Annotated in this window: 23 protein-coding genes; 9 read left to right on the top strand and 14 right to left on the bottom strand. The window is 73.0% G+C overall.

Features of this window, described 5'->3' with window-relative positions:
* A partial coding sequence (locus AC07FV_RS22500) for an FMN-binding protein (protein WP_479089108.1) occupies window positions 1-433 on the top strand: 433 nt, incomplete at its 5' end.
* A 55-nt stretch (window positions 434-488) separates the two neighbouring features.
* Window positions 489-1,226: an FAD:protein FMN transferase gene (locus AC07FV_RS22495; RefSeq protein ID WP_479089258.1), complete on the top strand. Its 738-nt coding sequence runs from the start codon at window positions 489-491 to the stop codon at window positions 1,224-1,226.
* A gap of 129 nt (window positions 1,227-1,355) precedes the next feature.
* Here the strand turns inward: AC07FV_RS22495 and AC07FV_RS22490 are convergent, their stop codons facing one another.
* From AC07FV_RS22490 to argC, 5 genes are read right to left on the bottom strand one after another with little or no spacing between them, the layout of a single operon-like run.
* Complete coding sequence (locus AC07FV_RS22490) at window positions 1,356-1,895, bottom strand: arginine repressor (protein WP_053128183.1); 540 nt, start codon at window positions 1,893-1,895, stop codon at window positions 1,356-1,358.
* A 7-nt stretch (window positions 1,896-1,902) separates the two neighbouring features.
* On the bottom strand, window positions 1,903-3,111 hold the full coding sequence (locus AC07FV_RS22485; RefSeq protein ID WP_479089257.1) for an acetylornithine transaminase: 1,209 nt from the start codon (window positions 3,109-3,111) through the stop codon (window positions 1,903-1,905).
* A gap of 17 nt (window positions 3,112-3,128) precedes the next feature.
* Window positions 3,129-4,037: an acetylglutamate kinase gene (gene argB / locus AC07FV_RS22480; protein WP_479089107.1), complete on the bottom strand. Its 909-nt coding sequence runs from the start codon at window positions 4,035-4,037 to the stop codon at window positions 3,129-3,131.
* The gene (gene argJ / locus AC07FV_RS22475) at window positions 4,034-5,185 is read right to left on the bottom strand and encodes a bifunctional glutamate N-acetyltransferase/amino-acid acetyltransferase ArgJ (RefSeq protein ID WP_479089106.1); all 1,152 of its coding nucleotides are present in this window, start codon (window positions 5,183-5,185) and stop codon (window positions 4,034-4,036) included. Before argJ ends, argB begins: the two co-directional genes overlap by 4 nt.
* The gene (gene argC, locus AC07FV_RS22470; RefSeq protein ID WP_479089105.1) at window positions 5,182-6,210 is read right to left on the bottom strand and encodes an N-acetyl-gamma-glutamyl-phosphate reductase; all 1,029 of its coding nucleotides are present in this window, start codon (window positions 6,208-6,210) and stop codon (window positions 5,182-5,184) included. The genes argJ and argC overlap by 4 nt, the downstream gene beginning before the upstream one ends.
* Before the next feature lie 143 nt (window positions 6,211-6,353).
* Between argC and AC07FV_RS22465 the strand changes: the two genes are divergently transcribed.
* Both AC07FV_RS22465 and AC07FV_RS22460 read left to right on the top strand, forming a co-directional pair.
* The gene (locus AC07FV_RS22465; protein ID WP_479089104.1) at window positions 6,354-6,848 is read left to right on the top strand and encodes a MarR family winged helix-turn-helix transcriptional regulator; all 495 of its coding nucleotides are present in this window, start codon (window positions 6,354-6,356) and stop codon (window positions 6,846-6,848) included.
* Window positions 6,845-7,300, top strand: a complete 456-nt coding sequence (locus tag AC07FV_RS22460) for a MarR family transcriptional regulator (protein ID WP_479089103.1) — start codon at window positions 6,845-6,847, stop codon at window positions 7,298-7,300. Before AC07FV_RS22465 ends, AC07FV_RS22460 begins: the two co-directional genes overlap by 4 nt.
* 89 nt (window positions 7,301-7,389) lie before the next feature.
* Here AC07FV_RS22460 and AC07FV_RS22455 read toward each other — a convergent pair whose 3' ends face one another.
* Window positions 7,390-9,864: an alpha-L-arabinofuranosidase C-terminal domain-containing protein gene (locus AC07FV_RS22455; RefSeq protein ID WP_479089102.1), complete on the bottom strand. Its 2,475-nt coding sequence runs from the start codon at window positions 9,862-9,864 to the stop codon at window positions 7,390-7,392.
* Between the two features lie 138 nt (window positions 9,865-10,002).
* On the opposite strand from AC07FV_RS22455, the gene AC07FV_RS22450 reads away from it, so the two are divergent.
* Window positions 10,003-10,512 carry a DUF6314 family protein gene (locus AC07FV_RS22450; protein WP_479089101.1) on the top strand — a complete coding sequence of 170 codons (510 nt, stop codon included), beginning with the start codon at window positions 10,003-10,005 and terminating at the stop codon, window positions 10,510-10,512.
* Here the strand turns inward: AC07FV_RS22450 and AC07FV_RS22445 are convergent.
* A complete protein-coding gene (locus AC07FV_RS22445) occupies window positions 10,418-11,038 on the bottom strand; it encodes a histidine phosphatase family protein (RefSeq protein WP_479089100.1) in 621 nt (206 codons plus the stop codon). The genes AC07FV_RS22450 and AC07FV_RS22445 overlap by 95 nt on opposite strands.
* 92 nt (window positions 11,039-11,130) lie before the next feature.
* Window positions 11,131-12,567, bottom strand: coding sequence for an aminotransferase-like domain-containing protein (locus AC07FV_RS22440; RefSeq protein ID WP_479089099.1), 1,437 nt, complete (start codon window positions 12,565-12,567; stop codon window positions 11,131-11,133).
* Between AC07FV_RS22440 and AC07FV_RS22435 the strand changes: the two genes are divergently transcribed.
* Complete coding sequence (locus tag AC07FV_RS22435; protein WP_479089098.1) at window positions 12,566-13,513, top strand: DMT family transporter; 948 nt, start codon at window positions 12,566-12,568, stop codon at window positions 13,511-13,513. The two genes, AC07FV_RS22440 and AC07FV_RS22435, sit on opposite strands and share 2 nt — an antisense overlap.
* Before the next feature lie 28 nt (window positions 13,514-13,541).
* Window positions 13,542-13,736 (top strand): DUF1918 domain-containing protein, encoded by a 195-nt coding sequence (locus tag AC07FV_RS22430; protein WP_479089097.1) that lies wholly within the window; start codon window positions 13,542-13,544, stop codon window positions 13,734-13,736.
* Here AC07FV_RS22430 and AC07FV_RS22425 read toward each other — a convergent pair.
* Window positions 13,733-15,043 (bottom strand): glycoside hydrolase family 10-like protein, encoded by a 1,311-nt coding sequence (locus tag AC07FV_RS22425; RefSeq protein ID WP_479089096.1) that lies wholly within the window; start codon window positions 15,041-15,043, stop codon window positions 13,733-13,735. The two genes, AC07FV_RS22430 and AC07FV_RS22425, sit on opposite strands and share 4 nt — an antisense overlap.
* Before the next feature lie 178 nt (window positions 15,044-15,221).
* On the opposite strand from AC07FV_RS22425, the gene AC07FV_RS22420 reads away from it, so the two are divergent.
* Together AC07FV_RS22420 and AC07FV_RS22415 are read left to right on the top strand one after the other, a co-directional pair.
* Window positions 15,222-16,094, top strand: a complete 873-nt coding sequence (locus tag AC07FV_RS22420) for a 3-hydroxybutyryl-CoA dehydrogenase (RefSeq protein ID WP_383646133.1) — start codon at window positions 15,222-15,224, stop codon at window positions 16,092-16,094.
* Between the two features lie 183 nt (window positions 16,095-16,277).
* Complete coding sequence (locus tag AC07FV_RS22415; RefSeq protein ID WP_479089095.1) at window positions 16,278-16,535, top strand: hypothetical protein; 258 nt, start codon at window positions 16,278-16,280, stop codon at window positions 16,533-16,535.
* An 11-nt stretch (window positions 16,536-16,546) separates the two neighbouring features.
* On the opposite strand, the gene AC07FV_RS22410 is transcribed toward AC07FV_RS22415, so the two are convergent.
* The 5 genes from AC07FV_RS22410 to AC07FV_RS22390 all read right to left on the bottom strand — a co-directional run bounded on the left by AC07FV_RS22410 (window position 16,547) and on the right by AC07FV_RS22390 (window position 23,847).
* On the bottom strand, window positions 16,547-17,110 hold the full coding sequence (locus tag AC07FV_RS22410) for an NUDIX domain-containing protein (RefSeq protein ID WP_384702115.1): 564 nt from the start codon (window positions 17,108-17,110) through the stop codon (window positions 16,547-16,549).
* Window positions 17,111-17,227: 117 nt separating this feature from the next.
* Window positions 17,228-18,568: a transcriptional regulator gene (locus AC07FV_RS22405; RefSeq protein WP_479089094.1), complete on the bottom strand. Its 1,341-nt coding sequence runs from the start codon at window positions 18,566-18,568 to the stop codon at window positions 17,228-17,230.
* Between the two features lie 367 nt (window positions 18,569-18,935).
* The gene (pheT, locus tag AC07FV_RS22400; RefSeq protein ID WP_479089093.1) at window positions 18,936-21,449 is read right to left on the bottom strand and encodes a phenylalanine--tRNA ligase subunit beta; all 2,514 of its coding nucleotides are present in this window, start codon (window positions 21,447-21,449) and stop codon (window positions 18,936-18,938) included.
* Window positions 21,449-22,570, bottom strand: a complete 1,122-nt coding sequence (gene pheS, locus AC07FV_RS22395; protein ID WP_479089092.1) for a phenylalanine--tRNA ligase subunit alpha — start codon at window positions 22,568-22,570, stop codon at window positions 21,449-21,451. The genes pheT and pheS overlap by 1 nt, the downstream gene beginning before the upstream one ends.
* 137 nt (window positions 22,571-22,707) lie before the next feature.
* The gene (locus tag AC07FV_RS22390) at window positions 22,708-23,847 is read right to left on the bottom strand and encodes a sensor histidine kinase (RefSeq protein WP_479089091.1); all 1,140 of its coding nucleotides are present in this window, start codon (window positions 23,845-23,847) and stop codon (window positions 22,708-22,710) included.
* Window positions 23,848-23,881 lie beyond the last annotated feature (34 nt).

The following is a 23,881-nucleotide window of genomic DNA, read 5'->3' as shown; positions in this document are numbered from 1 at the left end:
CCTCAACCAGGCAGCCGTCACCGCCGGCAACGCCGACATCGACGCCGTCTCCGGCGCCACCTACACCAGCGCCGGATACCAGCAGTCCCTCCAGTCCGCACTCGACAAGGCGGCCGCCGGGTCCGCCGGGCAGGGAACGGGCGGCGGTGCCGCCGAGGGAACCCGGACGCTCACCGGGGCGGTCGCGCAGACCCAGTACGGGCCCGTGCAGGTCCGGGTCACCGTCAGCGGCGGGCGCGTCACCGCGGCGGAGGCCGTGCAGGCACCCGAGGGCGGACGCAGCGACCAGGTCACCGCCGACGCCGTGCCCCGCCTCAACCAGGCAGCCGTCACCGCCGGCAACGCCGACATCGACGCCGTCTCCGGCGCCACCTACACCAGCGCCGGATACCAGCAGTCCCTCCAGTCGGCACTGGACCGGGCCGGTGGCTGACACCGTGACCGGGTCCGTTCAGGCTCCCGCCGCGGTGCGTCACGTCGAGGAGGCGATGGGGACCGTCTTCTCCTTCGACGTCCGCGGCGGGGAACCCGCGGCGGTCCGGGCGGCGGTGGACGAGGCGGTCGCGGGGCTGCACCGGGCGGACGAGGTGTTCAGCACCTACCGGGCCGACAGTCAGGTCTCGCGACTGGCCCGCGGGGAGCTGACCGTCGCCGCGTGCGCCCCCGAGGTGGCCGAGGTGCTGGAGCTGGCCGTGGAGGCCGAGCGGACGAGCGACGGCTGGTTCAGCACGTCGTACCGGGGCCGCCTCGATCCCACCGGGATCGTCAAGGGCTGGGCCGTGGAGCGGGCCGCGCGGCGGATCGCGGCGGCCGGGGCGACGGGCGTGAGCGTCAACGGGGGCGGGGACGTGCAGGTGCTCGGGGCTCCGGGCGCGGGGCGGCCGTGGCGGGTCGGGGTGGCGGACCCGCTGCGCCCGGGTGGGCTGGCGGCGGTCGTCTCCGCGGCGGCGGCGGCCGAGCTGGCCGTCGCGACGTCCGGTACGGCGGAGCGGGGCGCGCACATCGTCGATCCGCGCACGGGGCGCTCCGCGGTGACCGACCTCGTTTCGGTGACGGTGGTCGCCCCCCGGCTGACCTGGGCCGACTGCTGGGCGACGGCGGCCTTCGCGAGGGGGGCACGGGAGGGGCTGCGGTGGCTGGAGTCCCTCGACGGGGTCGAGGCGCTGCTGGTGACCTCGGAGGACGAGGTGCGCTGCACGGGAGGCCTGGCGAGGTGGCTCGGCTGAGACCCCTCGGGGGGTGGTACGGGAGCCTCTCGGAGGCGCGACCCCAACGCCCTCAGGGGCGCGGGGAACCGCGCGACCAGCCACCCACCACCCGCACCCCGAATCCGGAGACCACCCCCGGCGCAGCCCTCAGTGCCCGTTCTGGGCCAGCCGCAGCAGATGGTCCGCGAGCGCCTGCCCACCCGTCGGCTCCCGGCTGATCAGCATCAGCGTGTCGTCACCCGCGATGGTGCCCAGGATGTCGTGGAGTTCCGCCTGGTCGATCGCGGAGGCCAGGAACTGCGCCGCCCCCGGAGGGGTCCGCAGGACCACGAGGTTCGCCGACGCCTCCGCGGAGATCAGCAGCTCCGCGGAGAGCCGCCGCATCCGCTCCTCCTTCGCCGACTCCCCGAGCGGCGCCCGCGGGGTGCGGAAGCCGCCCTCGCTGGGCACCGCGTAGATGAGGTCGCCGTCGGTGTTGCGGATCTTCACCGCGTTCAGCTCGTCCAGGTCCCGGGAGAGCGTCGCCTGCGTGACGGTCAGCCCGTCGTCGGCGAGCAGTTTCGCGAGCTGGCTCTGCGAGCGCACCGCCTGCCGGTTGAGGATGTCCACGATCCGGCGGTGACGCGCGGTGCGGGTCTGCGGTACGGCAGCCCCACCGGTCTGCTCGTGCTCCTGCGCCTGGCTCATCGTCGTCTCATTCTCCGGATCGTCCGTCCCCGTGGGCCGCCCGGGCGGCCTGGTCAAGGATGCCGGGCAGGGCCCCGAGGAACGCGTCCACCACGTCGTCGCCGACGTTCAGCGGCGGCATCAGCCGTACGACATCGGGCGCGGGCGCGTTCACCAGGATTCCGGCGTCCTGAGCCGCCTGCTGCACCTGGGCGGCGAGCGGTTCGGTGAGCACGATACCCAGGAGGAGTCCGGCGCCCCGGACGTGGCCGATCAAGGGGTGGCCGAGCGCCTCGACGCCGCCGCGGATCTTCTCGCTCTGCCGCTTGACGTTGTCCAGCAGGCCCTCGTCCGCGATGGTGTCGAGCACGGCGAGTCCGGCGGCGCAGGCCACCGGGTTGCCGCCGAACGTGGTCCCGTGGTGGCCGGGACGCAGGAACTCGGCGGCCCGCCCGAAGGCGACCGTCGCGCCCAGCGGCAGCCCGCCGCCGAGCCCCTTGGCGAGGGTGACGACGTCCGGCAGGACGCCCTCGTGGGCCTGGTACTCGAACCAGTGGCCGGTGCGGCCGATGCCGGTCTGCACCTCGTCCAGGACGAGCAGCGCACCGGTCGCGGCGGTGATGGCCCGGGCCGCCTTCAGGTAGCCGGGGGGCGGGACGACGACGCCGTTCTCGCCCTGGATCGGCTCGATGACGACGAGGGCGGTCTCCTCGGTGACCGCGGCCGCCAGCGCCTGCGGGTCGCCGTAGGGCACGTGCGTGACGTCGCCGGGCAGCGGCAGGAAGGGCTCCCGCTTGCCGGGCTGGCCGGTCAGCGCCAGGGCGCCCATGGTGCGGCCGTGGAAGCCGCCCTGGGTGGCGACCATGTGCGGCCGGCCGGTGAGCCGGCCGATCTTGAAGGCGCCCTCGTTGGCCTCGGCGCCCGAGTTGCAGAAGTAGACCTTGCCGTCGCGGCCGAAGCGCTGGAGCAGCCGTTCGGCGAGCAGGACGGGCGGCTCGGCGATGAAGAGGTTGGAGACGTGGCCGAGGGAGGCGATCTGCCGGCTCACCGCCTCGACCACCGCGGGGTGGGCGTGGCCGAGCGCGTTGACCGCGATGCCGCCGACGAGGTCCAGGTACTCCCTGCCGTCGGCGTCCCAGAGCCGGGGGCCCTCGCCGCGCACCAGGGGCAGGCGCGGTGTGCCGTAGTTGTCCATGAGCGCGCCCCGCCACCGCTCGGTCAGCTCTTCGTTGCCCACGGCTCCCCCTGTGTCGCTCACGACTCCCCCTGTTCGTCCGGCACGACCATCGTGCCGATGCCCTCGTCGGTGAAGATCTCCAGCAGGATCGAGTGCTGGACCCGGCCGTCGATGACGCGGGCGGTGGTGACGCCGCCGCGCACGGCGTGCAGGCAGCCCTCCATCTTCGGCACCATGCCCGAGGACAGGTCCGGCAGCAGCTTCTCCAGCTGGGACGCGGTGAGGCGGCTGATCACCTCGTCGGAGTTCGGCCAGTCCTCGTAGAGGCCCTCGACGTCGGTGAGGACCATGAGAGTCTCGGCGCCGAGCGCCGCAGCGAGTGCCGCAGCCGCCGTATCAGCATTGACGTTGTAGACATGTCCGTCGTCCTGGGAGCGGGCGATCGAGGAGACGACCGGGATGCGGCCGTCGGCCAGGAGCGCCTCGATGGCACCGGTGTCGAGTGCGGTGATCTCGCCGACCCGGCCGATGTCGACGGGCTCGCCGTCGATCTCGGGCCGGTGCCTGGTGGCGGTGATGGTGTGCGCGTCCTCGCCGGTGAGGCCGACGGCGAGCGGACCGTGCTGGTTGAGCAGCCCGACCAGTTCGCGCTGCACCTGCCCGGCCAGCACCATCCGTACGACGTCCATGGCGTCCTCGGTGGTGACGCGCAGACCGGCCTTGAACTCGCTGACGATGCCGTGCTTGTCGAGGGCGGCGCTGATCTGGGGGCCGCCGCCGTGCACGACGACGGGCTTGAGGCCGGCGTGCCGCAGGAAGACCACGTCCTGGGCGAAGGCGGCCTTGAGGTCCTCGTCCACCATGGCGTTGCCGCCGAACTTGATGACGACCGTCTTCCCGTGGTGCCGGGTGAGCCAGGGCAGCGCCTCGATGAGGATCTGGGCCTTGGGGAGCGCGGTGTGCTTCCGCGTGGGTCCTTGGCTCATGACGAGTACGCGCTGTTCTCGTGGACGTAGTCGGCGGTGAGGTCGTTGGTCCAGATGGTGGCGGTGGCGTCGCCGGCGGCGAGGTCGGCGACGATGTGGACCTCGCGGTAGCGCATGTCGACCAGGGCGCGGTCCTCGCCGACGCCGCCGTTCTTGCAGACCTCGACGCCGTTGATGGCGACGTTGAGCCGGTCGGGCTCGAAGGCGGCGGAGGTCGTGCCGATCGCGGAGAGCACCCGGCCCCAGTTGGGGTCCTCGCCGTGCAGGGCGCACTTGAGCAGGTTGTTGCGGGCGATGGTGCGGCCCACCTGGACGGCGTCCTCCTCGGTGGCGGCGTTCACGACCTCCACCTTGATGTCCTTGCTGGCGCCCTCGGCGTCCCGGATGAGCTGCTGCCCGAGGTCGTCGCAGACGGTGCGCACGGCCTCGGCGAAGTCGTCGTACTCCGGGGTGACGCCGGAGGCGCCGGAGGCCAGCAGCAGCACGGTGTCGTTGGTGGACATGCAGCCGTCGGAGTCGATCCGGTCGAAGGTGACCCGGGTGGCGTCGCGCAGGGCGCGGTCGAGCACGGCGGTGTCGGCGTCGGCGTCGGTGGTGAGCACGACCAGCATGGTGGCGAGGCCCGGCGCGAGCATGCCGGCGCCCTTGGCCATGCCGCCGACGGTCCAGCCCGCCTTCGTGACGACGGACGTCTTGTGCACGGTGTCGGTGGTCTTGATGGCGATGGCGGCCTTCTCGCCGCCGTGCTCGGAGAGCTGCCCGGCGGCGGTCTCGACGCCCGGGAGCACCTTGTCCATGGGCAGCAGTACGCCGATCAGTCCCGTCGAGCAGACGGCGACCTCGCCCGCCCCGGTCCCGAGGACCTCGGCGACCTTCTCGGCGGTGGCGTGGGTGTCCTGGAAGCCCTGGGGGCCGGTGCAGGCGTTGGCGCCGCCGGAGTTGAGGACCACGGCGGACACCTGCCCGCCCTTCAGCACCTGCTCGGACCAGAGGACCGGCGCGGCCTTGACGCGGTTGGAGGTGAAGACGCCCGCGGCGGCGCGGCGGGGGCCGGTGTTGACCACGAGGGCCAGGTCGGGGTTGCCACTCTCCTTGAGCCCGGCCGCGATGCCCGCCGCCGTGAATCCCTTCGCTGCCGTCACACTCACGGCGCAACTCCGATCGTCGTCAGTCCCGTGGTCTCGTCGAGACCCAGGGCGAGGTTCATGCTCTGGACGGCACCGCCCGCGGTGCCCTTGGCCAGGTTGTCGATGGCGCTGATGGCGATGATGCGGCCCGCCGCGGCGTCGTACGCGACCTGGACCTGAACGGCGTTGGAACCGTGGACGGACGCGGTGGCGGGCCACTGTCCCTCGGGCAGCAGGTGCACGAAGGGCTCGTCGGCGAAGGCCTTCTCGTAGGCCGCGCGGACGGCGTCCGCGGTGACGCCGGGCTTCGCCTTGGCGGTGCAGGTGGCGAGGATGCCGCGGGGCATCGGCGCGAGGGTCGGGGTGAAGGAGACGGTGACGGGCTCGCCGGCGACCGCGCCGAGGTTCTGGATCATCTCGGGGGTGTGCCGGTGGGCGCCGCCGACGCCGTAGGGCGACATGGAGCCCATGACCTCGCTGCCCAGCAGGTGCGGCTTGGCCGCCTTGCCGGCGCCGGAGGTGCCGGACGCGGCGACGATCACGGCCTCGGGTTCGGCCAGCGACGCGGCGTACGCCGGGAACAGCGCGAGCGACACGGCGGTCGGGTAGCAACCGGGCACCGCGACACGCTTGGACCCCTCCAGCGCGGCGCGGGCACCCGGCAGTTCGGGAAGGCCGTAGGGCCAGGTGCCGGCGTGCGGGGAGCCGTAGAAGCGCTCCCAGTCGCCGGCGTCCGCCAGCCGGAAGTCGGCGCCCATGTCCACGACCAGCACGTCCGGCCCGAGCTGCTCGGCGACGGCGGCGGACTGCCCGTGCGGCAGCGCGAGGAAGACGACCTCGTGCCCGCCCAGCACCTCGGGGGTGGTCGCCTCCAGGACCCGGTCGGCCAGCGGCAGCAGGTGCGGCTGCAGGGCTCCGAGCCGCTGGCCCGCGTTGGAGTTGCCGGTCAGAGCGCCGATCTCGACCTCGGGGTGCGCGAGGAGCAGGCGCAGCAGCTCACCGCCCGCATACCCGCTCGCTCCGGCCACCGCCGCACGTACCGTCATGATGTCCTCCATCCTCGATGGCATGACTATACGTAGTGGCGCACGTTTATGCAACGCGTCCCCGTGCGTCGACCACCATCCCGGAGGCGCTCCGCCCGGCCCATTCAGTAGCCATGGCTATAGTAGCCATGTACTCTAAATGCATGAGCAAGGCTTCCCCGGGGCCCACCCCCGGCTTCCTGGTGTGGCGGCTCGCCAACAAGTGGCGGGTCGCGGTCGACCGCGCGCTGGCCCCGCTGGGCCTCACCCACGCGCAGTACTCGGTGGTGGCGTCGCTGTACGGCATGCAGGGCGAGGGCGAGCGGCCCAGTCAGCGCCGGCTCGCGGACCACACCGGCCTGGAGGCCCTGTACGTCTCCAAGCTGGCGCGCGCCCTGGAAGCGGCCGGCCTGATCGAACGCACCCGCGACCCCCGCGACCCGAGGGCCGTGCAGCTGGCCCTCACCGAGCAGGGGCGGGACGTGACACGGGAGGCCGTCACGGTCGTGCGGGACCTGCTCCAGCAGCTGCTGGAGCCGCTCGGCGGCCTGGACGCACCACGCACGCGCGCGTTCACCGAGGAGCTGGAGACCCTGCTCGACACACCTCTGGACCCACCCGTACCGCATCACCGAAGCGCACAGGGGACGAGACCATGACCACCGACGCACCCACCACCGCGCCCGTCGCGGACGCCCGGGCCCTCGCCCTGGCCCACTACGCCGCACGCGCCGTGCTGGAGCACGTCCTGGCCCGGCACGGCATCACCTTCCCGCAGCAGGTCACCCTCCGCGCGGCCGTCACCGCGACCGCGCCGCAGAGGCCGGAGGACCTCGTCGCCCAGGTCCGGCGGAGCCTCAAGGCCGACCCGGCGGGCCTCCGTACCACCGTCGACGAGCTGCTGGCCGCGCGGCTGCTCGTCGCGGACGGCCCGCACCTGCGCCCCACGGACTCGGGGCGCGCACTGCTCACGGCCGTCGCCGAGGAGGTCGCCCCCGCCTCCGCCCGCATCTGGGGCGGAATCCCGGCCGGGGACCTGGCGGCCGCGGGCCGCGTGCTCGCCCTGGTCACCGAGCGGGCCGAGGCGGAACTGGCGGCGCCGACCGCCTGACGACGCGGCGACCGCACGGGACCGCGCCGGGTGCGGGACCCGGGACGGCCTCGTGCACCGGTGAGGCCGTCCCGGGACCGTACGGACGGCTACCGCTGCCTGATCCGCAGGAAGGTGACCGAGTTCGCCGGGAAGGTGTACGTGAACTTCCCCGCCACCCCCGAGAAGGTCGACGTCACCGGGGTGACCGGCGTGTCCGTCTCGGTGTTGACCGCGTCCTGGTCGGCGGCGAGCGTGGTGACCCGGGCCCGGGAGGCGACCCGCGCGCCGCCCAGGTCGACGGCGGTGCGGGCCGCGGCGTCCTGGGCGTTGACGACCTTGACGATCAGCTCGCCCGTCCGCTCGTCCTCGGTGACGATCTGACGGAACGGCTCGGCCGGCTTGTCGTCGGTGAAGCCGCCCCACTCCTGGCCGTCGAGGTACAGGGTCACCTGGCGGCCCCGCACCTTCACGTCGATGTCGTAGGCGCGGCCCGTCTCGATCGAGCCGGCCTTCGACAGAAGCGTGGACTTGCCGCCGTCCGAGGCCTTCTCCACGGCGGACTGGGTGTTGTTCCAGCCGCCCAGGTTCCACCAGTAGTAGTTGCCGGTGTCCTTGACCCCGAAGGCGACGAGGAAGCCCTCCTTGCCGGACTTCTTGGTGGCCTTCACGTGCAGGTCGTAGTCCTGCCAGGCCGGGTCGCCGGCCGTGACGAGGGTGTTCTCGGCGGCGTCGTCCGTCTGGACGTACTCGCCGTCCCGCACGGTCCAGCTGCCCGCGCCCGTGTGGGTCCACCGCGAGGCGTCACCTGAGAAGTCGTCGGACAGGAGCGTCCGGCCGTCCGCCGACGTCACCTTCACGTCGTCGTAGGCCGCGCCGGTCGCCCAGGTCGAGAGGCCGACGGCGCCGGCGATGGGGCCGCTGACGGCCGGCGTGCCGGTCGCGCGCGAGGGGACGACGCGGTCGCCGGTGTTGTTCATGAAGAGCTTCTGGACCTCGTAGTTGGCCGAGTTCCAGGACGCGTGGTTGTTGAACCAGATCATGTCGGGGCTCCACTGCACGTAGTCCTCGTTGGCGAGCAGCGGGGCGTACGAGGCGAGCTTGACGATGTCGGCGTTGCGCTCCAGGCCGGTCATGAAGGCGGCCTCGGACAGCGCGTTCCTCCAGGCGTTGCCCTGGGAGGCGTACTCGCCGAGGAAGACCTTCGGGCCGTTCCTGTCGTACGTGTCGTAGCGGTCGTTGTTCTGGAGGAACCACTGCGGGCTGTTGTAGTAGTGCTCGTCGACCAGGTCGACGCCGGCCTCGCGGTTCAGCTGCCAGGCGGTGTCGAAGGTGGCACCGGTGTCGTCCGGGCCGGAGTTGGAGACCACCGTGATGTCCGGGTACCGCGCCTCGATCGCGGTGCGGAACTCCTTGAAGCGGGCCATGAACTCGCGGGGCAGGTTCTCCTCGTTGCCGACGCCGACGTGGGTGAGACCGAAGGGCCGCGGGTGGCCCATCTCGGCCCGCTTGGCCCCCCACTCGCTGGTGCGGGGGCCGTTGGCGAACTCGATGAGGTCCAGCGTGTCCTGGATGTGCCGCTTCAGGAGTGCGTCGTCGTCGGTCGCCCTGTTCTGGCCGCAGCCGGTGACCAGGGCGGGGACCACGGGCAGCGGCATGGCGCCGATGTCCTCGGCGAAGCGGAAGTACTCGTAGTAACCGAGGCCGTAGCTCTGGTTGTAGCCCCAGAAGTTGGCGTTGGTGGCGCGCTCCTCGACCGGTCCGATGGTGTCCTTCCACTGGTAGCTGCGCTTGCGCTGCCAGCCGCTCCGCGCGCTGTAGTCCTCCATCGAGCCGGTGTTGACCAGGCAGCCGCCGGGGAAGCGCAGGAAGCCGGGGTTCAGGGCCTCGATCTTCTCCGCGAGGTCCCTGCGCAGGCCGCCCGGCTGCCCCTTGTAGGTGTCGCGGGGGAAGAGGGAGACCATGTCGAGTGCGACGGGGGCGGTGCCGGCGACGACGAGCCGGCCGCGGTTGCTGGTGCGGGTCGCGGTGAAGGTGGCGGTGTACTTGCGCCACTCCCCCTCGGCGGTCACCTGGCGCACCTTCGCGAGGGTGCCGGCGGCGTCCCGCAGGGTGACGGTGAGCGTGGTGCCGCCCTCGGCGCGGGCCCACACCGAGAAGTCGTACTTCTCGCCCTCCTCCACCCGGACGCCGGTGTTGTAGCCGGCGTTGGTGACGGACGAACCGGCACCGAGGGAGAGGTAGTTGCGGTTGCGCTCGTTGAGGCGTCCGGCGTCGTCCACGACCTCGGCCCGGCCGTCGACCGCCCAGGAGGTGAGCGGCGTGTAGGAGGCGTGGTCGGCGGTCGTGTACTCGAAGGACCGGTTCTGCACGAGCTCGGCGTACAGACCTCCGTCGGCGGCCCGGTTGATGTCCTCGTAGAAGACGCCGTACATCGAGTCGTCGATCGCGGCGCCCTCGGCGGACGGGTCGACGGTGATCGCGTAGTCGGTGACGGCCTCCGCGTGGGCCGGCGACGGCAGCAGGGCCGAGGCCGTCAGGAGGGCGGTGACGCTGAGACCGAGTCTCCAGCGGGTGCGTGACATGGATGCTCCGCGACTCTCATAGGTCGTTCGAAATATCGGACATTGGTCAGCACTTCGAACGGCAAGATAGGGAGGGGGTGTGGGCGCGTCAATGGGTCGCGCGGCAACCAGGGGCCTGGAGACGGAAAGCGGGTGGAAATGGCCGAGCTGTGGCCGGTACCGGATGTGCTGGCGTACCTCGCGGGCCGGTGGCGCACCGAGCGGTCGGTGCGCGACCTGGCGAGCGGCGCGGAGGGCCGCTTCGAGGGGGACACGGATTTCGGTGCACTGGCCGGCGGCGGCCTGCTGAGCCGGGAGTCCGGCGCCTTCACCTGGCAGGGCGTGACCCGCCCCGCCGAGCGGACCCTGCGCTACGAGCCGGGAGCCGCTCGGGGCACCGCCGACGTGCGCTTCGCGGACGGCCGGCCCTTCCACGGCCTGGACCTGACCACGGGACGTCACGTGGCCGACCACCCGTGCGTCGCAGACCTCTACCGGGGCGAGTTCACCGTCCGGGGCCGGGACCACTGGCGGACCGTGTGGCGGGTGGGCGGCCCGGCCAAGGACCTGCTGCTCACCACGGACTACGTCCGGGCGGGTCCGCGTCCCCCGGCCACTGGGCGCGGCCCCCTTCGAAGCGGAGGTTCCAGCGGCCCGCACGTCCGGTGACGGTGCTCGCGGACAGCGGACGGACGTCCAGGTTCCAGTAGGTCGCGGGCGGTGCCCTCAGCACGTACACCAGTGCGGCCCGGATCACGGACGGTTCGGCCACCGCGACGATGCGGTCGCCGTCCTCGCCGGGACGCGTGTCGAGCCAGCCGCCGACCCGGGTGATGAACGCGAGGAGCGACTCCCCGCCGTGCGGGGCCGCGCGGGGGTCGGCGAGCCAGGCGTCGACGGTGCCCGGCTCACGCGCCATGGCCTCGCCCAGGGTCATCCCGCGCCAGCGGCCCATGTCGCATTCGCGCAAGGCGAGTTGCACCAGCGGAGCGCAGCCCAGGGCATCCCCGGTGGCACGGCTGCGGGGCGTGGGCGAGCAGTAGCGCAACTCGGCCGCCGCGAGCGGCAGCAGATCGCCCGCGGCGCGCAGCACCTCGTCCCAGCCGGCCTGGTCCAGGGGCCGGTCGTCCTCGAACCGCTCCGCGAGCAGCGGTGAGCCGCGTGCGGCAGCCACGAACGTGACCCGAAGCGCCATGCGGTGATGGTGCTGCGCACGGGTGCGCAGGTCAAGAGGTGTTACCTGCGGTCGTCGAAGAGGCCGCACCGGCCGGCCCCGGGCCCCGCCCGTCAGCCCCACACCTCGGTGCAGGCCGTACGCAGCCGTCGTACCCCTTCGGCGATCTCCCCGGTGCCCGCGACCGCCGCGAAGCTCAGCCGGAGATGGGCGGCGGGCGGTTCGGCACTGAAGTACGGGCGGCCCGGGGTGACGGCGACGCCCGCGCGCAGGGCCGCCGCGGTGAGCGCGGCCTCGTCCGTGCCCTCGGGCAGGCGCGGCCACAGGTGGTAGCCGCCGGAGGGCACGTGGGGCAGGGACACCTCGGGCAGGTACAGCCGCAGCGCGGAGGTCATCGCGTCCCGGCGGGCCCTCAACTCCGTCGAGACGACCCGCAGGTGGCGGGGCCAGGCGGGCGAGCCGACCAGCTCCAGCGCCGCTTCCTGGAGCGGGCGGGGCACGAAGAAGGTGTCGACGATCTGGATGGCCCGCAGCCGCTCCAGCACCGGCCCCCGCGCCGCCAGGGCGCTCACCCGGAAACTGGGCGAGGTCGCCTTCGTCAACGAGCAGACGTGGACGACGACGCCGTCCGGGTCGTCGGCGGCGAGCGGCGCGGGAAGCGGGCCCGCGTCCTCGTGCACCAGCCGCCGTACGAAGTCGTCCTCGACGACGAAGGCGCCGGCCTCGCGCGCGATGCGCAGCACCTCGCCGCGCCGCTCGGGGGCGAGCACGGCACCGGTCGGGTTCTGGAACAGGGGCTGGCAGACGAAGACGCGGGCGCCGGTCGCCCGGAAGGCGTCGGCGAGCAGGGCCGGCCGCACCCCGTCCGCGTCCACCGGGACCGGCACCGGGCGCAGGCCGGCCGCCCGCGCGATGGCCAGCATGCCGGGGTAGGTCGGGGACTCGACGAGGACGGGGGCGCCGGGCGGAGCGAGCGCCCGCAGGGCGGTGGTCAGGGCGGACTGGCCGCCCGCCGTGACCAGCACCTCGGCCGCCGTGACGGCCCCGCCGATGCTGCGCGCGAACCACTCCCGCAGCTCCGGCAGTCCTTCCATCGGCGGCCGGCCCCACGCACCGGGACGCCGCCCGGCCCGGGACAGGGCCGCCGCCATCGCCCGCTCCGGCTGGAGCGAGGGGTGCAGGTAACCGCCGTTGAACTCCACCACCCCGGGCGGCGGCGCGGCCAGCGAGACCAGGACCCCGGAGGCGTCGACCGAGCGCGGTACGAGGTCGGCGGCGCCGTCGGCGCTGAGCGTGACCTCCTGCCAGGAGGTGTCCCCGGCGGGTGCGGCCGAGGGGCGCGGCCCGGCCCGGAAGGCGCCGGCACCGGGGCGGGTGACCACGAGCCCCTCGGCGGCCAGCTGCGCCAGGGCACGGGAGACGGTCACCGGGCTCACCCGGAACCGGTCGACCAGGACCCGGCTGGACGGGAGCTTTCCGCCGGGCGAGTAGCGGTCGAGTTCCCGTCGCAGCTTGTTCGCCAGCTCAGAGGTACTGCTACGCTCGTGCATGAGAGCACAGAGTAGCGCTACCGCATCGTCTTCGATAGCAGTCGGCGATCCGGACCGGGCCGTGGGCGAGCCGGACCGGGCCGTCCGCACCAGGTCCCTCGGCACGCTCCAGGCCGCCCTCGGCGTGGTGGCCTTCTCCCTCACCTTCCCCGCCACCGCCTGGGGCCTGGAGGGCTTCGGCCCGTGGTCGCTGATCGCCGTACGCAGCATCCTCGCCGCGGTGATCGCCGGGGGCTGCCTGCTGGCGGTGGGCACACGGCTGCCGGAGCAGCGGCACTGGTTCGGGATCGCGGTGGTGGGCGCGGGGGTCGTCCTGGGCTTCCCCCTGCTGACCACGCTCGCCCTGCGGACCTCGACCACCGCGCACGCCGCCGTCGTGGTCGGCCTGCTTCCGCTGACCACCGCCCTGCTGTCCGCGCTGCGCATCGGCAGCCGGCCCTCGCGCGGCTTCTGGCTCGCCGCGCTGGCCGGCGCGGCGGCCGTGGTCGCCTTCACCGTGCAGCAGAGCGGGGGCGCCCTCACGGCGGCGGACGCGTACCTGTTCGCGGCCCTGCTGGTGTGCGCGGCCGGCTACACGGAGGGCGGCCGGCTGGCCCGGGTGATGCCGGGGTGGCAGGTCATCGGCTGGGCGCTGGTCCTGTGCCTGCCGCTGACCGTGCCCATGGCCGCCGTGGCCCTGTCGTTCGAACCGGTGCACCTGACCGCGCACAGCGTGAGCGGGCTGCTGTGGGTGGCGGTCGGCTCGCAGTTCCTCGGCCTGGTCGTCTGGTACCGGGGCATGGCGGCCATCGGTATCCCGAAGGCCAGCCAGTTGCAGCTGGCCCAGCCGCTGCTCACACTGGTGTGGTCGGTACTTCTCCTGGGCGAGCACCTGACGGTGGCCGCTCCGCTGACGGCCGCGGCGGTCCTCGTGTGCATCGCGGTCACCCAGCGGGCCCGGGGTTGAGCGGCACACAGGTGAGGAGGCCTCACTCATGCACGCAACCAAGGGCGACCAGCTGATCCAGCACGGCAGGGTGGTGGGTGAGCACGACAAGGTCGCGGAGATCGTGGAAGTCATGGGCGCGCAAGGCGCTCCCCCGTACCGGGTCCGCTTCGAGGACGGCCACGAGGCCGTGTGCTCACCCGGCCCCGACTCCGAGGTCCGGCACCGGGAGATCCGGCTCTAGAACCGGCCGGCCGGGATTCCCGGCCGGTGCGGCCGGTGGCGTGCCGCCGGCGTGCCGTAGTGGTCGGCGCTCACCCGCGCCATCGCCCCGATCCGGTCCTCGGCCACCTCCTTCGCCGAGAAGAAGACGTGCCCGCGCACCTCGGGATGGTTCCGCGCCAGCGTGAGGTGGCGGGACAGCTCGGCCGGATCCTGCCAGGGGGCGGGCTGCGCCGGATCGCCGGCCTTGTACAGCGCCTCGCCGATGTACAGCTGGGTGCGGCTGCCCTTGGCGACCTCCGCCCACCAGGGCACCAGCTTCGCGTAGTCGGCGGCCGCGAGGCCGGTGTTCCAGTACAGCTGCGGCACGATGTAGTCGATCCAGCCCTCGCGCACCCACGTGCGGGTGTCGGCGTGCAGGTCGTCGTAGGTCTGCACGCCGGCCCTGGTGTCGGAGCCCTTCGCGTCGGTGGCCGCGTTGCGCCACACCCCGAAGGGGCTGACCCCGAAGCGGGCGGTCGGCCGGATCTTCTTGACCCGGGCGGCCGTCTCGCGCACCAGCAGGTCGATGTTCTGCCGGCGCCAGGCGGCCTTGGTGGCGAAGTCACCGCCGTAGGTGCTGTAGGTGCCGCCGTCGGCGAAGCTCTGGCCCGCCACCGGATAGGGGTAGAAGTAGTCGTCGAAGTGGACGCCGTCCACGGCGTACTTCTCCACCGCGTCCATCATCGCGTCCTGGACGAAGGCCCGGACCTCGGGCAGCCCCGGGTTGTAGTAGAGCTTCCCGCCGTAGGGCACCACCCAGCCCGGGTTCTTCCGCGCGGGGTGGGAGGGCACCAGGTGCGCCGGGTTGTCGTGGGTGGCGACGCGGTAGGGGTTGAACCAGGCGTGCAGCTCCAGGCCCCGGGCGTGGGCCTCCTTGACGGCCGTGCCCAGCGGGTCCCAGCCCGGGTCGCGGCCCTGGCTGCCGGACAGGTACTCCGACCACGGCTCATGGGCGGACGGCCACAGCGCGTCGGCCGTGGGGCGCACCTGGAAGATGACCGTGTTGAGGCCCTGCCGGACCGCCGCGTCGAGCAGTGCGACCAGTTCGGCGCGCTGCTCGCCCGCGCGCAGCCCGGCGCGGGTGGGCCAGTCGCGGTTGGCGACGGTGGCCAGCCACATCCCGCGCATCCCGGTGACGGCGCGGCCCGCGGGCACTCCCGAGGGCGGCGCCGGCGCCGCGGGCGGGGTGGGAGCGACCGGTGAGTCCGGCGCCGCCGACGCGCGCGGCGCCATGGTGAACGCCGACAACGCCGCCACCGCGAACGCCCGACGCGAGACACGGCCCATGGGGAAACCTCCTGAACGCTGTGGATCCGTACGGTCACGGATCGTGCACGGGCCCTCAGCATGCCCGACCCGGGAGACGGATCCGTGACCATTCGGGGGTAACGTGCTCGATCGGAGCAGACGACGGGGACCCCGGCACGTCTGCTGCCACAGCCGTGGAGTCAGCGAAAGGGACGATGTGACCGGCATCTCGGGAGATATCACACGCGTCGGCGTGGTGGGCTGCGGTCAGATGGGAGCGGGCATCGCCGAGGTGTGCGCCCGCTCCGGTCTGGACGTGATGGTCGCCGAGACCACCGGCGAGGCGCTGGAGATCGGCCGGACCCGGTTGTACAACTCGCTCACCAAGGCCGCCGAGCGCGGCAAGATCACCGAGGAGGAGCGGGACGCGACGCAGGCGCGGCTGAGCTTCACCACCGACCTCGGCGAGTTCGCCGACCGTGACCTGGTGATCGAGGCCGTCGTCGAGAACGAGCAGGTCAAGACCGAGATCTTCCAGGTCCTCGACCAGGTGGTGACCCGGCCGGACGCGATCCTCGCCTCCAACACCTCCTCGATCCCGCTGGTGAAGCTGGCGGTCGCCACCTCGCGGCCGGACCACGTGATCGGCATCCACTTCTTCAACCCGGCCCCGGTGCAGCAGCTCGTCGAGCTGATCCCGGCGCTCACCACCTCCGAGGGCACGCTCAGCCGGGCGCAGCTCTTCACGGAGAAGGTGCTCGGCAAGCACGCGATCCGGGCCCAGGACCGCTCGGGCTTCGTGGTCAACGCGCTGCTGATCCCGTACCTCCTCTCCGCGATCCGGATGTTCGAGTCGGGCATCGCCAGCCGCGAGGACATCGACAACGGCATGGAGATGGGCTGCGCCCACCCGATGGGCCCGCTGAAGCTGTCGGACCTGATCGGCCTGGACACGGTCGCCTCGGTCGCGTACTCGATGTACGAGGAGTACAAGGAGCCGCTGTACGCCGCTCCCCCGCTGCTCCAGCGCATGGTCGACGCGGGCCGCCTCGGCCGCAAGAGCGGCTCGGGCTTCTACTCGTACGGCTGAAACGCAGAGTGACGCTGCGCGGGCCCGGCACCTGACGAGGTGCCGGGCCCGCGGCGTTCACACGGCGTGTGCGCTCCGGGCCCGCATATGCCTTTCGCACACTCTCCCCAGGCGCCCACCAGGCGGGTTGACTCGCCATGCACATGCAAGGGATGTGAGACGACTACGGAAAGGAGCGGTTTCGTGACCGCCGATCCCGAGCATTCCGTCGCCCAGGGAGAACTCGCGGAGTTACGACGTCGGCTGGACGTGGCCTATGCCCGCGTCGAGGGCGGGCTGGCTCTGCTCTCCCACCGCACCGAGGAGACCGCCAAGGAGCTGAGCGAGCTGAACGCACGGCTGACCACCCTGGAGCACGCCCGCTGGCCGCTGCCCTCGGTCGCGGTCGTCACGGGCGTGGGCTCCCTGGTGGTGGCGGTCTGGCAGGCCCTCGGACGCTGATCCCCCGGTCGTCAGGCCATGCCGTCCGGGCCGGGCGGGCCGTCCTGCCCGAGCCTGAGGTGGTGCAGCAGGAGTAACGCGGCCGCCATGTTCGCGGCCGGGACCTCCCCCCGGGCGACCAGGTCGGGAACGAGCTTGAGAGGGACCCATTCGCGGCGGTCCGACTCGAAGTCGTCCACGGGGTGTCCGACGTACGTGCCCTCCTCGGCCCAGTAGATGTGGTGCCGGGCGTCGGTGAGCCCGTTGGACGGCTCCACGCTCATGAGGTGGCGCAGCGGTCCCGGCCGCCAGCCGGTCTCCTCCTCCAGTTCCCTGGCCGCCGCCGCCGCGACGTCCTCGCCGTCCTCGACGACGCCGGCCGCGAGTTCCCAGCCCCAGCTGTCGGTGATGAAGCGGTGCCGCCACAGCAGGAGCACCTCGCCCGCGGCGTTCACGACCGTGGCCACGGCCACGGGGCGCATGCGTATGAGGAAGTGGTCGAGATGCCGGCCGTCCGGGAGCGCGACATCGGCGAGGTTGACGCTGAACCAGCGATTTGCGTACACATTTTGTTCGCTCTGTTTCGTCCACTGCACGGTTCTGCCACCTTTCCTTGAGTAGGTGGCAATATCGCAGCAGGAACGGCTCGACAGCAGGCGCACGGCGGCCGCTCGGGGCGCAGGGGTGGCGCAGCGGGCCCCGGGCAGGGGACGTCAGAGCGGTACGCGCAGGGCTCCGTCGATGAGTTCGGCGGCCTCGGCGGTGCCCGCGCCGCCGCTGCGCACCAGGTGCTCGCGCACCGCGCGGAGCCGGTCGCGCAGGCGCTGCGACTCCATGCCCCGGGCCTGTTCGGCCATCTGCACCGCGGTGGCCACCGCCTTGTCGGCGTTGCCCCGGCGCAGTTCGATGGTGCTGAGCATGGCGAGCCGGTGCACCCGGCCCCGGTCGTGCGCGGGGTTGTCGACGGCCGCCGCGGCGTGCTCTCCGGCCGCCGCGAGTTCCCCGAGGCTCAACAGGGCCTCGGCCACCTGGACGTTGACCAGGCCGGGCTGGACATAGCCGGTCTCGTCGGGTTCGTACCCGCGCCGGATGCGCTCGGCGGCCTGCTCGGCCCGCCGGATGCAGGACAGGGCGCTCGTGCCGTCGCCGAGGTGGGCGTACGCCTTGGCCTGCATCGCGTAGAGGTCGGAGGCGAGGGCGGGGGTGATGTGCCGGCCGGCGGCGCGCAGGGCGGCCTCGGCGAAGGCGACGGCCTGGCGGTACTCCCGCATGAACAGCGCCTGGTTGACCAGCAGCGCGATGACGTAGGCGCCCAGGCCCCGGTCCCCGCTGGCCTTGGCGAGCCGCAGGGCCTGGTGGAAGTAGCGCTGGGCCAGGCCGTGTGCGTCGGAGTCGTAGGCGCAGATGCCGGCGACCGCGACCAGTCCTCCGGTGGCCCGGTGGAGCTGGCGGCCGGTGGCGTCGGTGTAGCCGCCGCGCAGCAGGGGGGCGGCCTCGGAGTTGAGGAAGCCGACGATGCGGGCGCGGGTCGCTATGCCGCCGGCCTTGCGGTAGAGCTGCTCGTAGTGGGCGCGGGCGCAGCGCAGCATCTCCAGGTCGGCCGGGGTGACCCGGTGCCGGCCCCCACGGGAGACGTCCACGTCCTCGGGCGGGTTCTCCCACTCCCACACGGGCATCACGGCCGGTGTGCCGGTGAGCGCGGGGGCGCCGAGGATGTGCGGGCGCTCCTGCTGGTCGGAGCGCCACAGGGCGGTCGCGCGCTCCACGAACCCGGAGAGGGAGCCGGTGTGCGGGGCGGCCGGCTCCCCGGGCACGCCGAGCCCGATGTCGTCCAGGGTGACGGGGCGGTGCAGCCGGGACGCGAGGACCTCGCAGATCAGGTCGGGCACCTGGCCGCGCGGACGCTGGCCCTTCAACCACCGCGCGACGGCGGTGTGTTCGTATCGCAGGGCGAGCCCGCGTGCCCGCCCCGCCTGGTTGACGTGCGCGGCCAGTCCCGCGTGCGAGATTCCGGCCTCGTCCAGGATCGCGTCGAGCAGGGTGTTGGGCTGCATGGATGCCCCCGGTGATTCGGTGCCGACAGCGTAGTGCGTCGGTCCTCACACGGGGTGTGAACGGAGTACGCGCATCCGTACCGTGTGCGCGCTGTCGCGGAGAGTTCCGGGCCGGTTGACTGAGCTGCCTCGAAAGAGGCCGGCCGGGCCGTCGGCTCCCCCTCGTACAGTGCGGCGGCCCGCTACCGCCGTCCGCCCCGTTGCCTGCCCGACACTCCGTGGCGGGGCGGACGGCTCCGCCGGCCCCCGCGCCCCTCGGCGACGTTCAGGTGACGTCCCTCAAGGGGCGCGGGGAACTGCGCGACCAGCCGCCGACTGCTTGCGGCCGCCGGTCGGCAGAAACCCCCGCCCCTTGGGCGCACCGTCGCTAACTGCGCAGCGCCGCTCCGACCCGCTCGCCCGCGAGGGCGACCGCCGCGTCGCGGGCGGCCGACGCCTCGTCGACCGTCAGCGTCCGGTCCTGCGCACGGAAGCGCAGCGCGTACGCGAGGGACTTGCGCCCCTCGCCGAGCTGCTCCGCGTTGTCGTAGACGTCGAACAGCCGGATCGACTCCAGCAGTTCACCGGCGCCGTCGCGCAGCGCGGCCTCGACGTCGGCCGCCGGCACGAAGGCGTCGACGACCAGGGCGACGTCCTGCGTGGCGACCGGGAAGGTGGAGATGGCCGGTGCCTGCGGGGTGTCGTCCCCGGCCCGCTGCACCGCGTCGAGGTCGAGTTCCATCGCACAGCTGCGCGCGGGCAGCCCGAGCGTCTTCAGCACGCGCGGGTGCAGCTCGCCGGCGTGCCCGACGACCCGCTCCGCACCGTCGACCGTGAGGATCAGCTCGGCGCAGCGGCCCGGGTGCCAGGGCCCGTACTGGCCCTTGCGGGTGCCCAGTTCGGCACCGGCCTCGCGGGCGACGGTCCGGGCGGCCTCGACCGCGTCGGCCCAGTCGGCCGGACGGCCCTTGCCCCACCAGCCGGCCTGCTCACGGGCGCCGGCCAGGACGACGGCGACGTGCCGCGGCTGGTCGGGCAGCGCGGCGTCCAGCGCGGCGAGGTCGTCGGCGTCGGGCCGCCGGTCCACGGGCAGGTTCGCGGCGACGGGCCGCTCGTCGCGCGGGTGGAAGACCAGACCGGTCTCGAACAGCGCGAGGTCGTGCGAGCCCCGGCCGTCGTTGCGGCGCAGCGCGCCGAGCAGGCCCGGCAGCAGCGAGGTCCGCAGCGCGGGCTCCTCGTCGCTGAGCGGGTTGACCAGCTTCACGACGCGGCGGGCCGGGTCGTCGGCGTCCAGTCCGAGCTGGTCGAAGACCTGCTCGCTGACGAACGGGTAGTTCGGCGCCTCGACGTACCCGGCGCCGGCCAGGGCGCGTCCGACGCGGCGGTGCAGGCGCTGGCGGGCGGTCAGGCCGCGACCCGCGGAGGGCCTCGGCAGCGTGGCGGGCAGGTTCTCGTAGCCCTCCAGGCGGATGACCTCTTCGGCCAGGTCGTTGGGGTCGGCGAGGTCCGGCCGCCAGGACGGGACGGTGACGATCAGCTCGTCCTGCCCGTACACATCGCAGCCGACCTCCTGGAGGCGGCGCACGACGGTCTCGCGGCCGTAGGTCACACCCGCGACCTTGTCCGGGTGGTCGGCAGGCAGGCTGATGGTGTGCGGCACCGGCGGGGCACTCAGCTCCGTGACGCCGGACTCGGCGGTGCCGCCCGCGAGGAGCACCAGCAGGTCGACGGTGCGCTGCGCGGCGGCGGCGGCGGCCTGCGGGTCGACGCCGCGCTCGAAGCGGCGGGACGCCTCGGAGGACAGCTTGTGCCTGCGGGCGGTGCGCGCGATGGCCACCTGGTCGAAGTGGGCGGCCTCGATGACCACGTCACTCGTGGCGCTCTCGGCGTCCCCGTGGTCGGCGATCTCCGTGTTGGCGCCGCCCATGACACCGGCGAGGCCGATCGGCCCGCGGTCGTCGGTGATGACCAGGTCCTCGGCGTGCAGCTTCCGCTCGACGCCGTCGAGGGTGACGATCTTCTCGCCCTCCTCGGCACGGCGCACGCCGATGGTGCCCTGGACCAGGGACCGGTCGTAGGCGTGCAGGGGCTGGCCGAGCTCCATCATCACGTAGTTGGTGACGTCGACGGCGAGCGAGATCGGGCGCATGCCGACCTTCTGGAGCCGGCGCTGGAGCCAGATCGGGGAGCGCGCCTCGGCGCTGAGGCCGGTGACCGTGCGGGCGGTGAAGCGGTCGCAGCCGGTCGGGTCGGCGATCTTCACCGGGTAGCCGTAGGCGTTCGGGGCGGGCACGTCGAGCAGCGCCGGGTCGCGCAGCGGCAGGCCGTAGGCGATGGCGGTCTCGCGGGCGACGCCGCGGATGGACAGGCAGTCGCCGCGGTTGGCGGTGACGGCGATGTCCAGCACCTCGTCGACCAGTTCGAGCAGCTCGATGGCGTCCTTGCCGACCTCGGTCTCGGGCGGCAGCACGATGATGCCGTGGCTGCCGTCGTCGCCCATGCCCAGCTCGTCGCCGGAGCAGATCATGCCGTGGGACGTCTTGCCGTACGTCTTGCGGGCGGAGATCGAGAAGCCGCCGGGCAGGGTGGCGCCGGGGAGGACCACGACGACCTTGTCGCCGACCGCGAAGTTGCGGGCGCCGCAGACGATCTCCTGGGGCTCACCGGTGCCGTTGGCCTGGCCGACGTCCACGGTGCAGAAGCGGATGGGCTTCTTGAAGCCCTCCAGCTCCTCGATGGTGAGGACCTGGCCGACGACCAGGGGGCCCTTGAGGTCGGCACCGAGGTGCTCGACGGTCTCGACCTCGAGGCCGGCCGAAATCAGCTTGGCCTGCACGTCGCGGCCGGTCTGTGTGGCCGGCAGGTCGACGTACTCCCGCAGCCAGGAAAGCGGGACCCGCATCAGATCTCCATCCCGAACGGCCGGGTGAACCGGACGTCACCCTCGACCATGTCTCGCATGTCCTCGACGTTGTGGCGGAACATCAGCATCCGCTCGATGCCGAACCCGAAGGCGAAGCCGCTGTACTTCTCCGGGTCGACGCCGCAGGCGGTGAGCACCCGCGGGTTGACCATGCCGCAGCCGCCCAGCTCGATCCAGCCCTCGCTGGAGCAGGTGCGGCAGGGCCGGTCGGGGTTGCCGACGGACGCGCCCCTGCAGACGTAGCAGAGCATGTCCATCTCGGCGGACGGCTCGGTGAAGGGGAAGAAGTTCGGCCGCAGCCGGGTCTTCATCTCCGCGCCGAACAGCGACTGGACCATGTGGTCCAGGGTGCCCTTGAGGTCCGCCATGGTCAGGCCCTCGTCGATGGCGAGCAGCTCGACCTGGTGGAACACGGGGGTGTGCGTGGCGTCCAGCTCGTCGGTGCGGTACACGCGGCCGGGGCAGATCACGTAGACCGGCAGCTCGCGGTCGAGCGCGGAGCGGATCTGCACGGGCGACGTGTGGGTACGCAGCACCACGCCGGACTCGCTGCCGCCGTCGGGGCCCTGGACGAAGAAGGTGTCGGCCTCGCCTCGGGCCGGGTGGTCCGGGCCGATGTTGAGGGCGTCGAAGTTGAACCACTCGGCCTCGGCCTCGGGGCCCTCGGCGACCTCGTAGCCCATGGCCGTGAAGACGTCCTCGATGCGCTCGGAGAGCGTGGTGAGGGGGTGCCGGGCGCCGGCCGGTACCCGGTCGTAGGGCAGCGTGACGTCCACGGCCTCCTCGACCAGGACCCGCGCGTCGCGCTCGGCCTCCAGCTCCTCCTGGCGGGCCGCGAGGGCCTTGTTCACGGCGCCGCGGGCCATGCCGACGCGCTTGCCCGCCTCGGCCTTGGCCTGCGGCGGCAGGGCGCCGATCTCGCGGTTGGCCAGCGCCAGCGGGGAGGTGCCGCCGGTGTGGGCGACCTTCGCCTCCTGGAGCGCGTCGAGGGAGCCCGCGGCGGCGAAGGCGGCGAGCGCCTCGTCCCGCATGCGCTCGATCTCTTCCGGTTTCAACGCCTCGACCTCGACCGGGTCGTACGACTTATTCGGTGCCGACATCTCTTCCCGTGCTTCCGATTGGCTGGCTGGGACGCCCCGTCTACGGTCCGGAGACGATGGTCTGCGGAGCTGGACGCAAAGGTGCCAAAGTCCGAGTCTAACGGGGCTGTGGAACGCGACCGCGCCCGTGGGGCCGCTCAGGCCAGGTAGGCCGGGGCCGCCACGGGCAACGTAAATCGGAACTCGGCGCCGCCGCCGGGGGCGCGGCCGACCGTGATGGTGCCGCCGTGGGCCTCGACGATGCCCTTGACGATGTACAGCCCGAGGCCGGTGCCGCCGCGCTTGCTGCCCCGCCAGAAGCGGGTGAAGACGCGGTTCATGGACTCCTCCGGGATGCCTGCCCCTTCGTCGCTCACCGTGACCGACGTGCCGGTGTCCTCTCCCTCGCGGGGGGACGCCGTGGGCGTGACGTCAATGGTGACGGTTCCCTCGCCGTGGCGCACCGCGTTTTCCAGCAGGTTGCCCAGCACCTGGTCGACCTTGTCGGGGTCGGCCCACAGGTCGGGCAGCGGCTGGGAGACGCGGAGCAGGAAGCGGTCGGCCTCCTGGCCCGCGGCGACGTAGGCCTGGATGTGGCGGCCGACGGCGGCACCGATGTCGACGGGCTGGCGGCGGACCTCCAGCCGGCCCGAGTCGATGCGGGAGATGTCCAGCAGCTCGGCGATGAGCCGGGTGACACGGTCGGCGTCGGCGTCCACGGTCTCGAGCATCAGCCGCTTCTGGTCGTCGGTGAACCGCTCCCACTTGGCCAGCAGGGTGGCCGTGAAGCCCTTGACGGAGGTGAGCGGCGAGCGCAGTTCGTGGGCGACGGTGGCGATCAGCTCGGCGTGGCTGCGTTCGGTACGGCGGCGGGCCTCGGTGTCGCGCAGGGTGACGACGACGCGGTGGACGGGGCCGGTGGGCTCGGTGCGGACGTAGCGGGCGGAGACGAGGACCTCCCGGCCGGCGGGCAGCAGGAGGTTGCGTTCGGGCTGGCCCACGCGGATGGCGAGGCCGCCGTAGGGGTCGGTCAGCTGCCACCAGCGGCGGCCCTCCAGGTCCTCCAGGGGGAGGGCCTTCTCCAGCGGCTGCCCGAGGGCGTCGGCCGCGGCGACCGCCGTGATGCGCGCGGCGGCGGCGTTGAAGCAGACGACGCGGCCCCGCTCGTCCGCGACGACGAGGCCGTCGGGCAGCTGGTCGGGGTCGATGCCGAGGTCGGCGAGGTCGCCGGGCGCGCGGGGCGCGGGCGGACGCGGCGCCTGGCGTGCTCCCGGTGCGCTGCTCGTGCCGACGCTCATCCCCGTACCCCACCTCTCAACCGCTCAGGGGCCT

The sequence above is a fragment of the Streptomyces sp. NPDC045956 genome, from assembly GCF_056430705.1.
Note: the sequence above shows the minus strand (reverse complement) of the source record. Positions and strands in the feature narration are given on the sequence as shown.

Coding starts and splice junctions, on each gene's coding strand:
- AC07FV_RS22490 (WP_053128183.1), bottom strand. CDS start 1,895: ATGAGCCAGGCGCAGGAGCACGAGCAGACCGGTGGGGCTGCCGTACCG.
- AC07FV_RS22465 (WP_479089104.1), top strand. CDS start 6,354: ATGAGCAAGGCTTCCCCGGGGCCCACCCCCGGCTTCCTGGTGTGGCGG.
- AC07FV_RS22450 (WP_479089101.1), top strand. CDS start 10,003: ATGGCCGAGCTGTGGCCGGTACCGGATGTGCTGGCGTACCTCGCGGGC.
- AC07FV_RS22495 (WP_479089258.1), top strand. CDS start 489: ATGGGGACCGTCTTCTCCTTCGACGTCCGCGGCGGGGAACCCGCGGCG.
- pheS (WP_479089092.1), bottom strand. CDS start 22,570: ATGTCGGCACCGAATAAGTCGTACGACCCGGTCGAGGTCGAGGCGTTG.
- AC07FV_RS22425 (WP_479089096.1), bottom strand. CDS start 15,043: ATGGGCCGTGTCTCGCGTCGGGCGTTCGCGGTGGCGGCGTTGTCGGCG.
- AC07FV_RS22405 (WP_479089094.1), bottom strand. CDS start 18,568: ATGCAGCCCAACACCCTGCTCGACGCGATCCTGGACGAGGCCGGAATC.
- AC07FV_RS22460 (WP_479089103.1), top strand. CDS start 6,845: ATGACCACCGACGCACCCACCACCGCGCCCGTCGCGGACGCCCGGGCC.
- argB (WP_479089107.1), bottom strand. CDS start 4,037: ATGAGCCAAGGACCCACGCGGAAGCACACCGCGCTCCCCAAGGCCCAG.
- AC07FV_RS22455 (WP_479089102.1), bottom strand. CDS start 9,864: ATGTCACGCACCCGCTGGAGACTCGGTCTCAGCGTCACCGCCCTCCTG.
- AC07FV_RS22390 (WP_479089091.1), bottom strand. CDS start 23,847: ATGAGCGTCGGCACGAGCAGCGCACCGGGAGCACGCCAGGCGCCGCGT.
- pheT (WP_479089093.1), bottom strand. CDS start 21,449: ATGCGGGTCCCGCTTTCCTGGCTGCGGGAGTACGTCGACCTGCCGGCC.
- AC07FV_RS22445 (WP_479089100.1), bottom strand. CDS start 11,038: ATGGCGCTTCGGGTCACGTTCGTGGCTGCCGCACGCGGCTCACCGCTG.
- AC07FV_RS22430 (WP_479089097.1), top strand. CDS start 13,542: ATGCACGCAACCAAGGGCGACCAGCTGATCCAGCACGGCAGGGTGGTG.
- AC07FV_RS22435 (WP_479089098.1), top strand. CDS start 12,566: ATGAGAGCACAGAGTAGCGCTACCGCATCGTCTTCGATAGCAGTCGGC.
- AC07FV_RS22440 (WP_479089099.1), bottom strand. CDS start 12,567: ATGCACGAGCGTAGCAGTACCTCTGAGCTGGCGAACAAGCTGCGACGG.
- argC (WP_479089105.1), bottom strand. CDS start 6,210: ATGACGGTACGTGCGGCGGTGGCCGGAGCGAGCGGGTATGCGGGCGGT.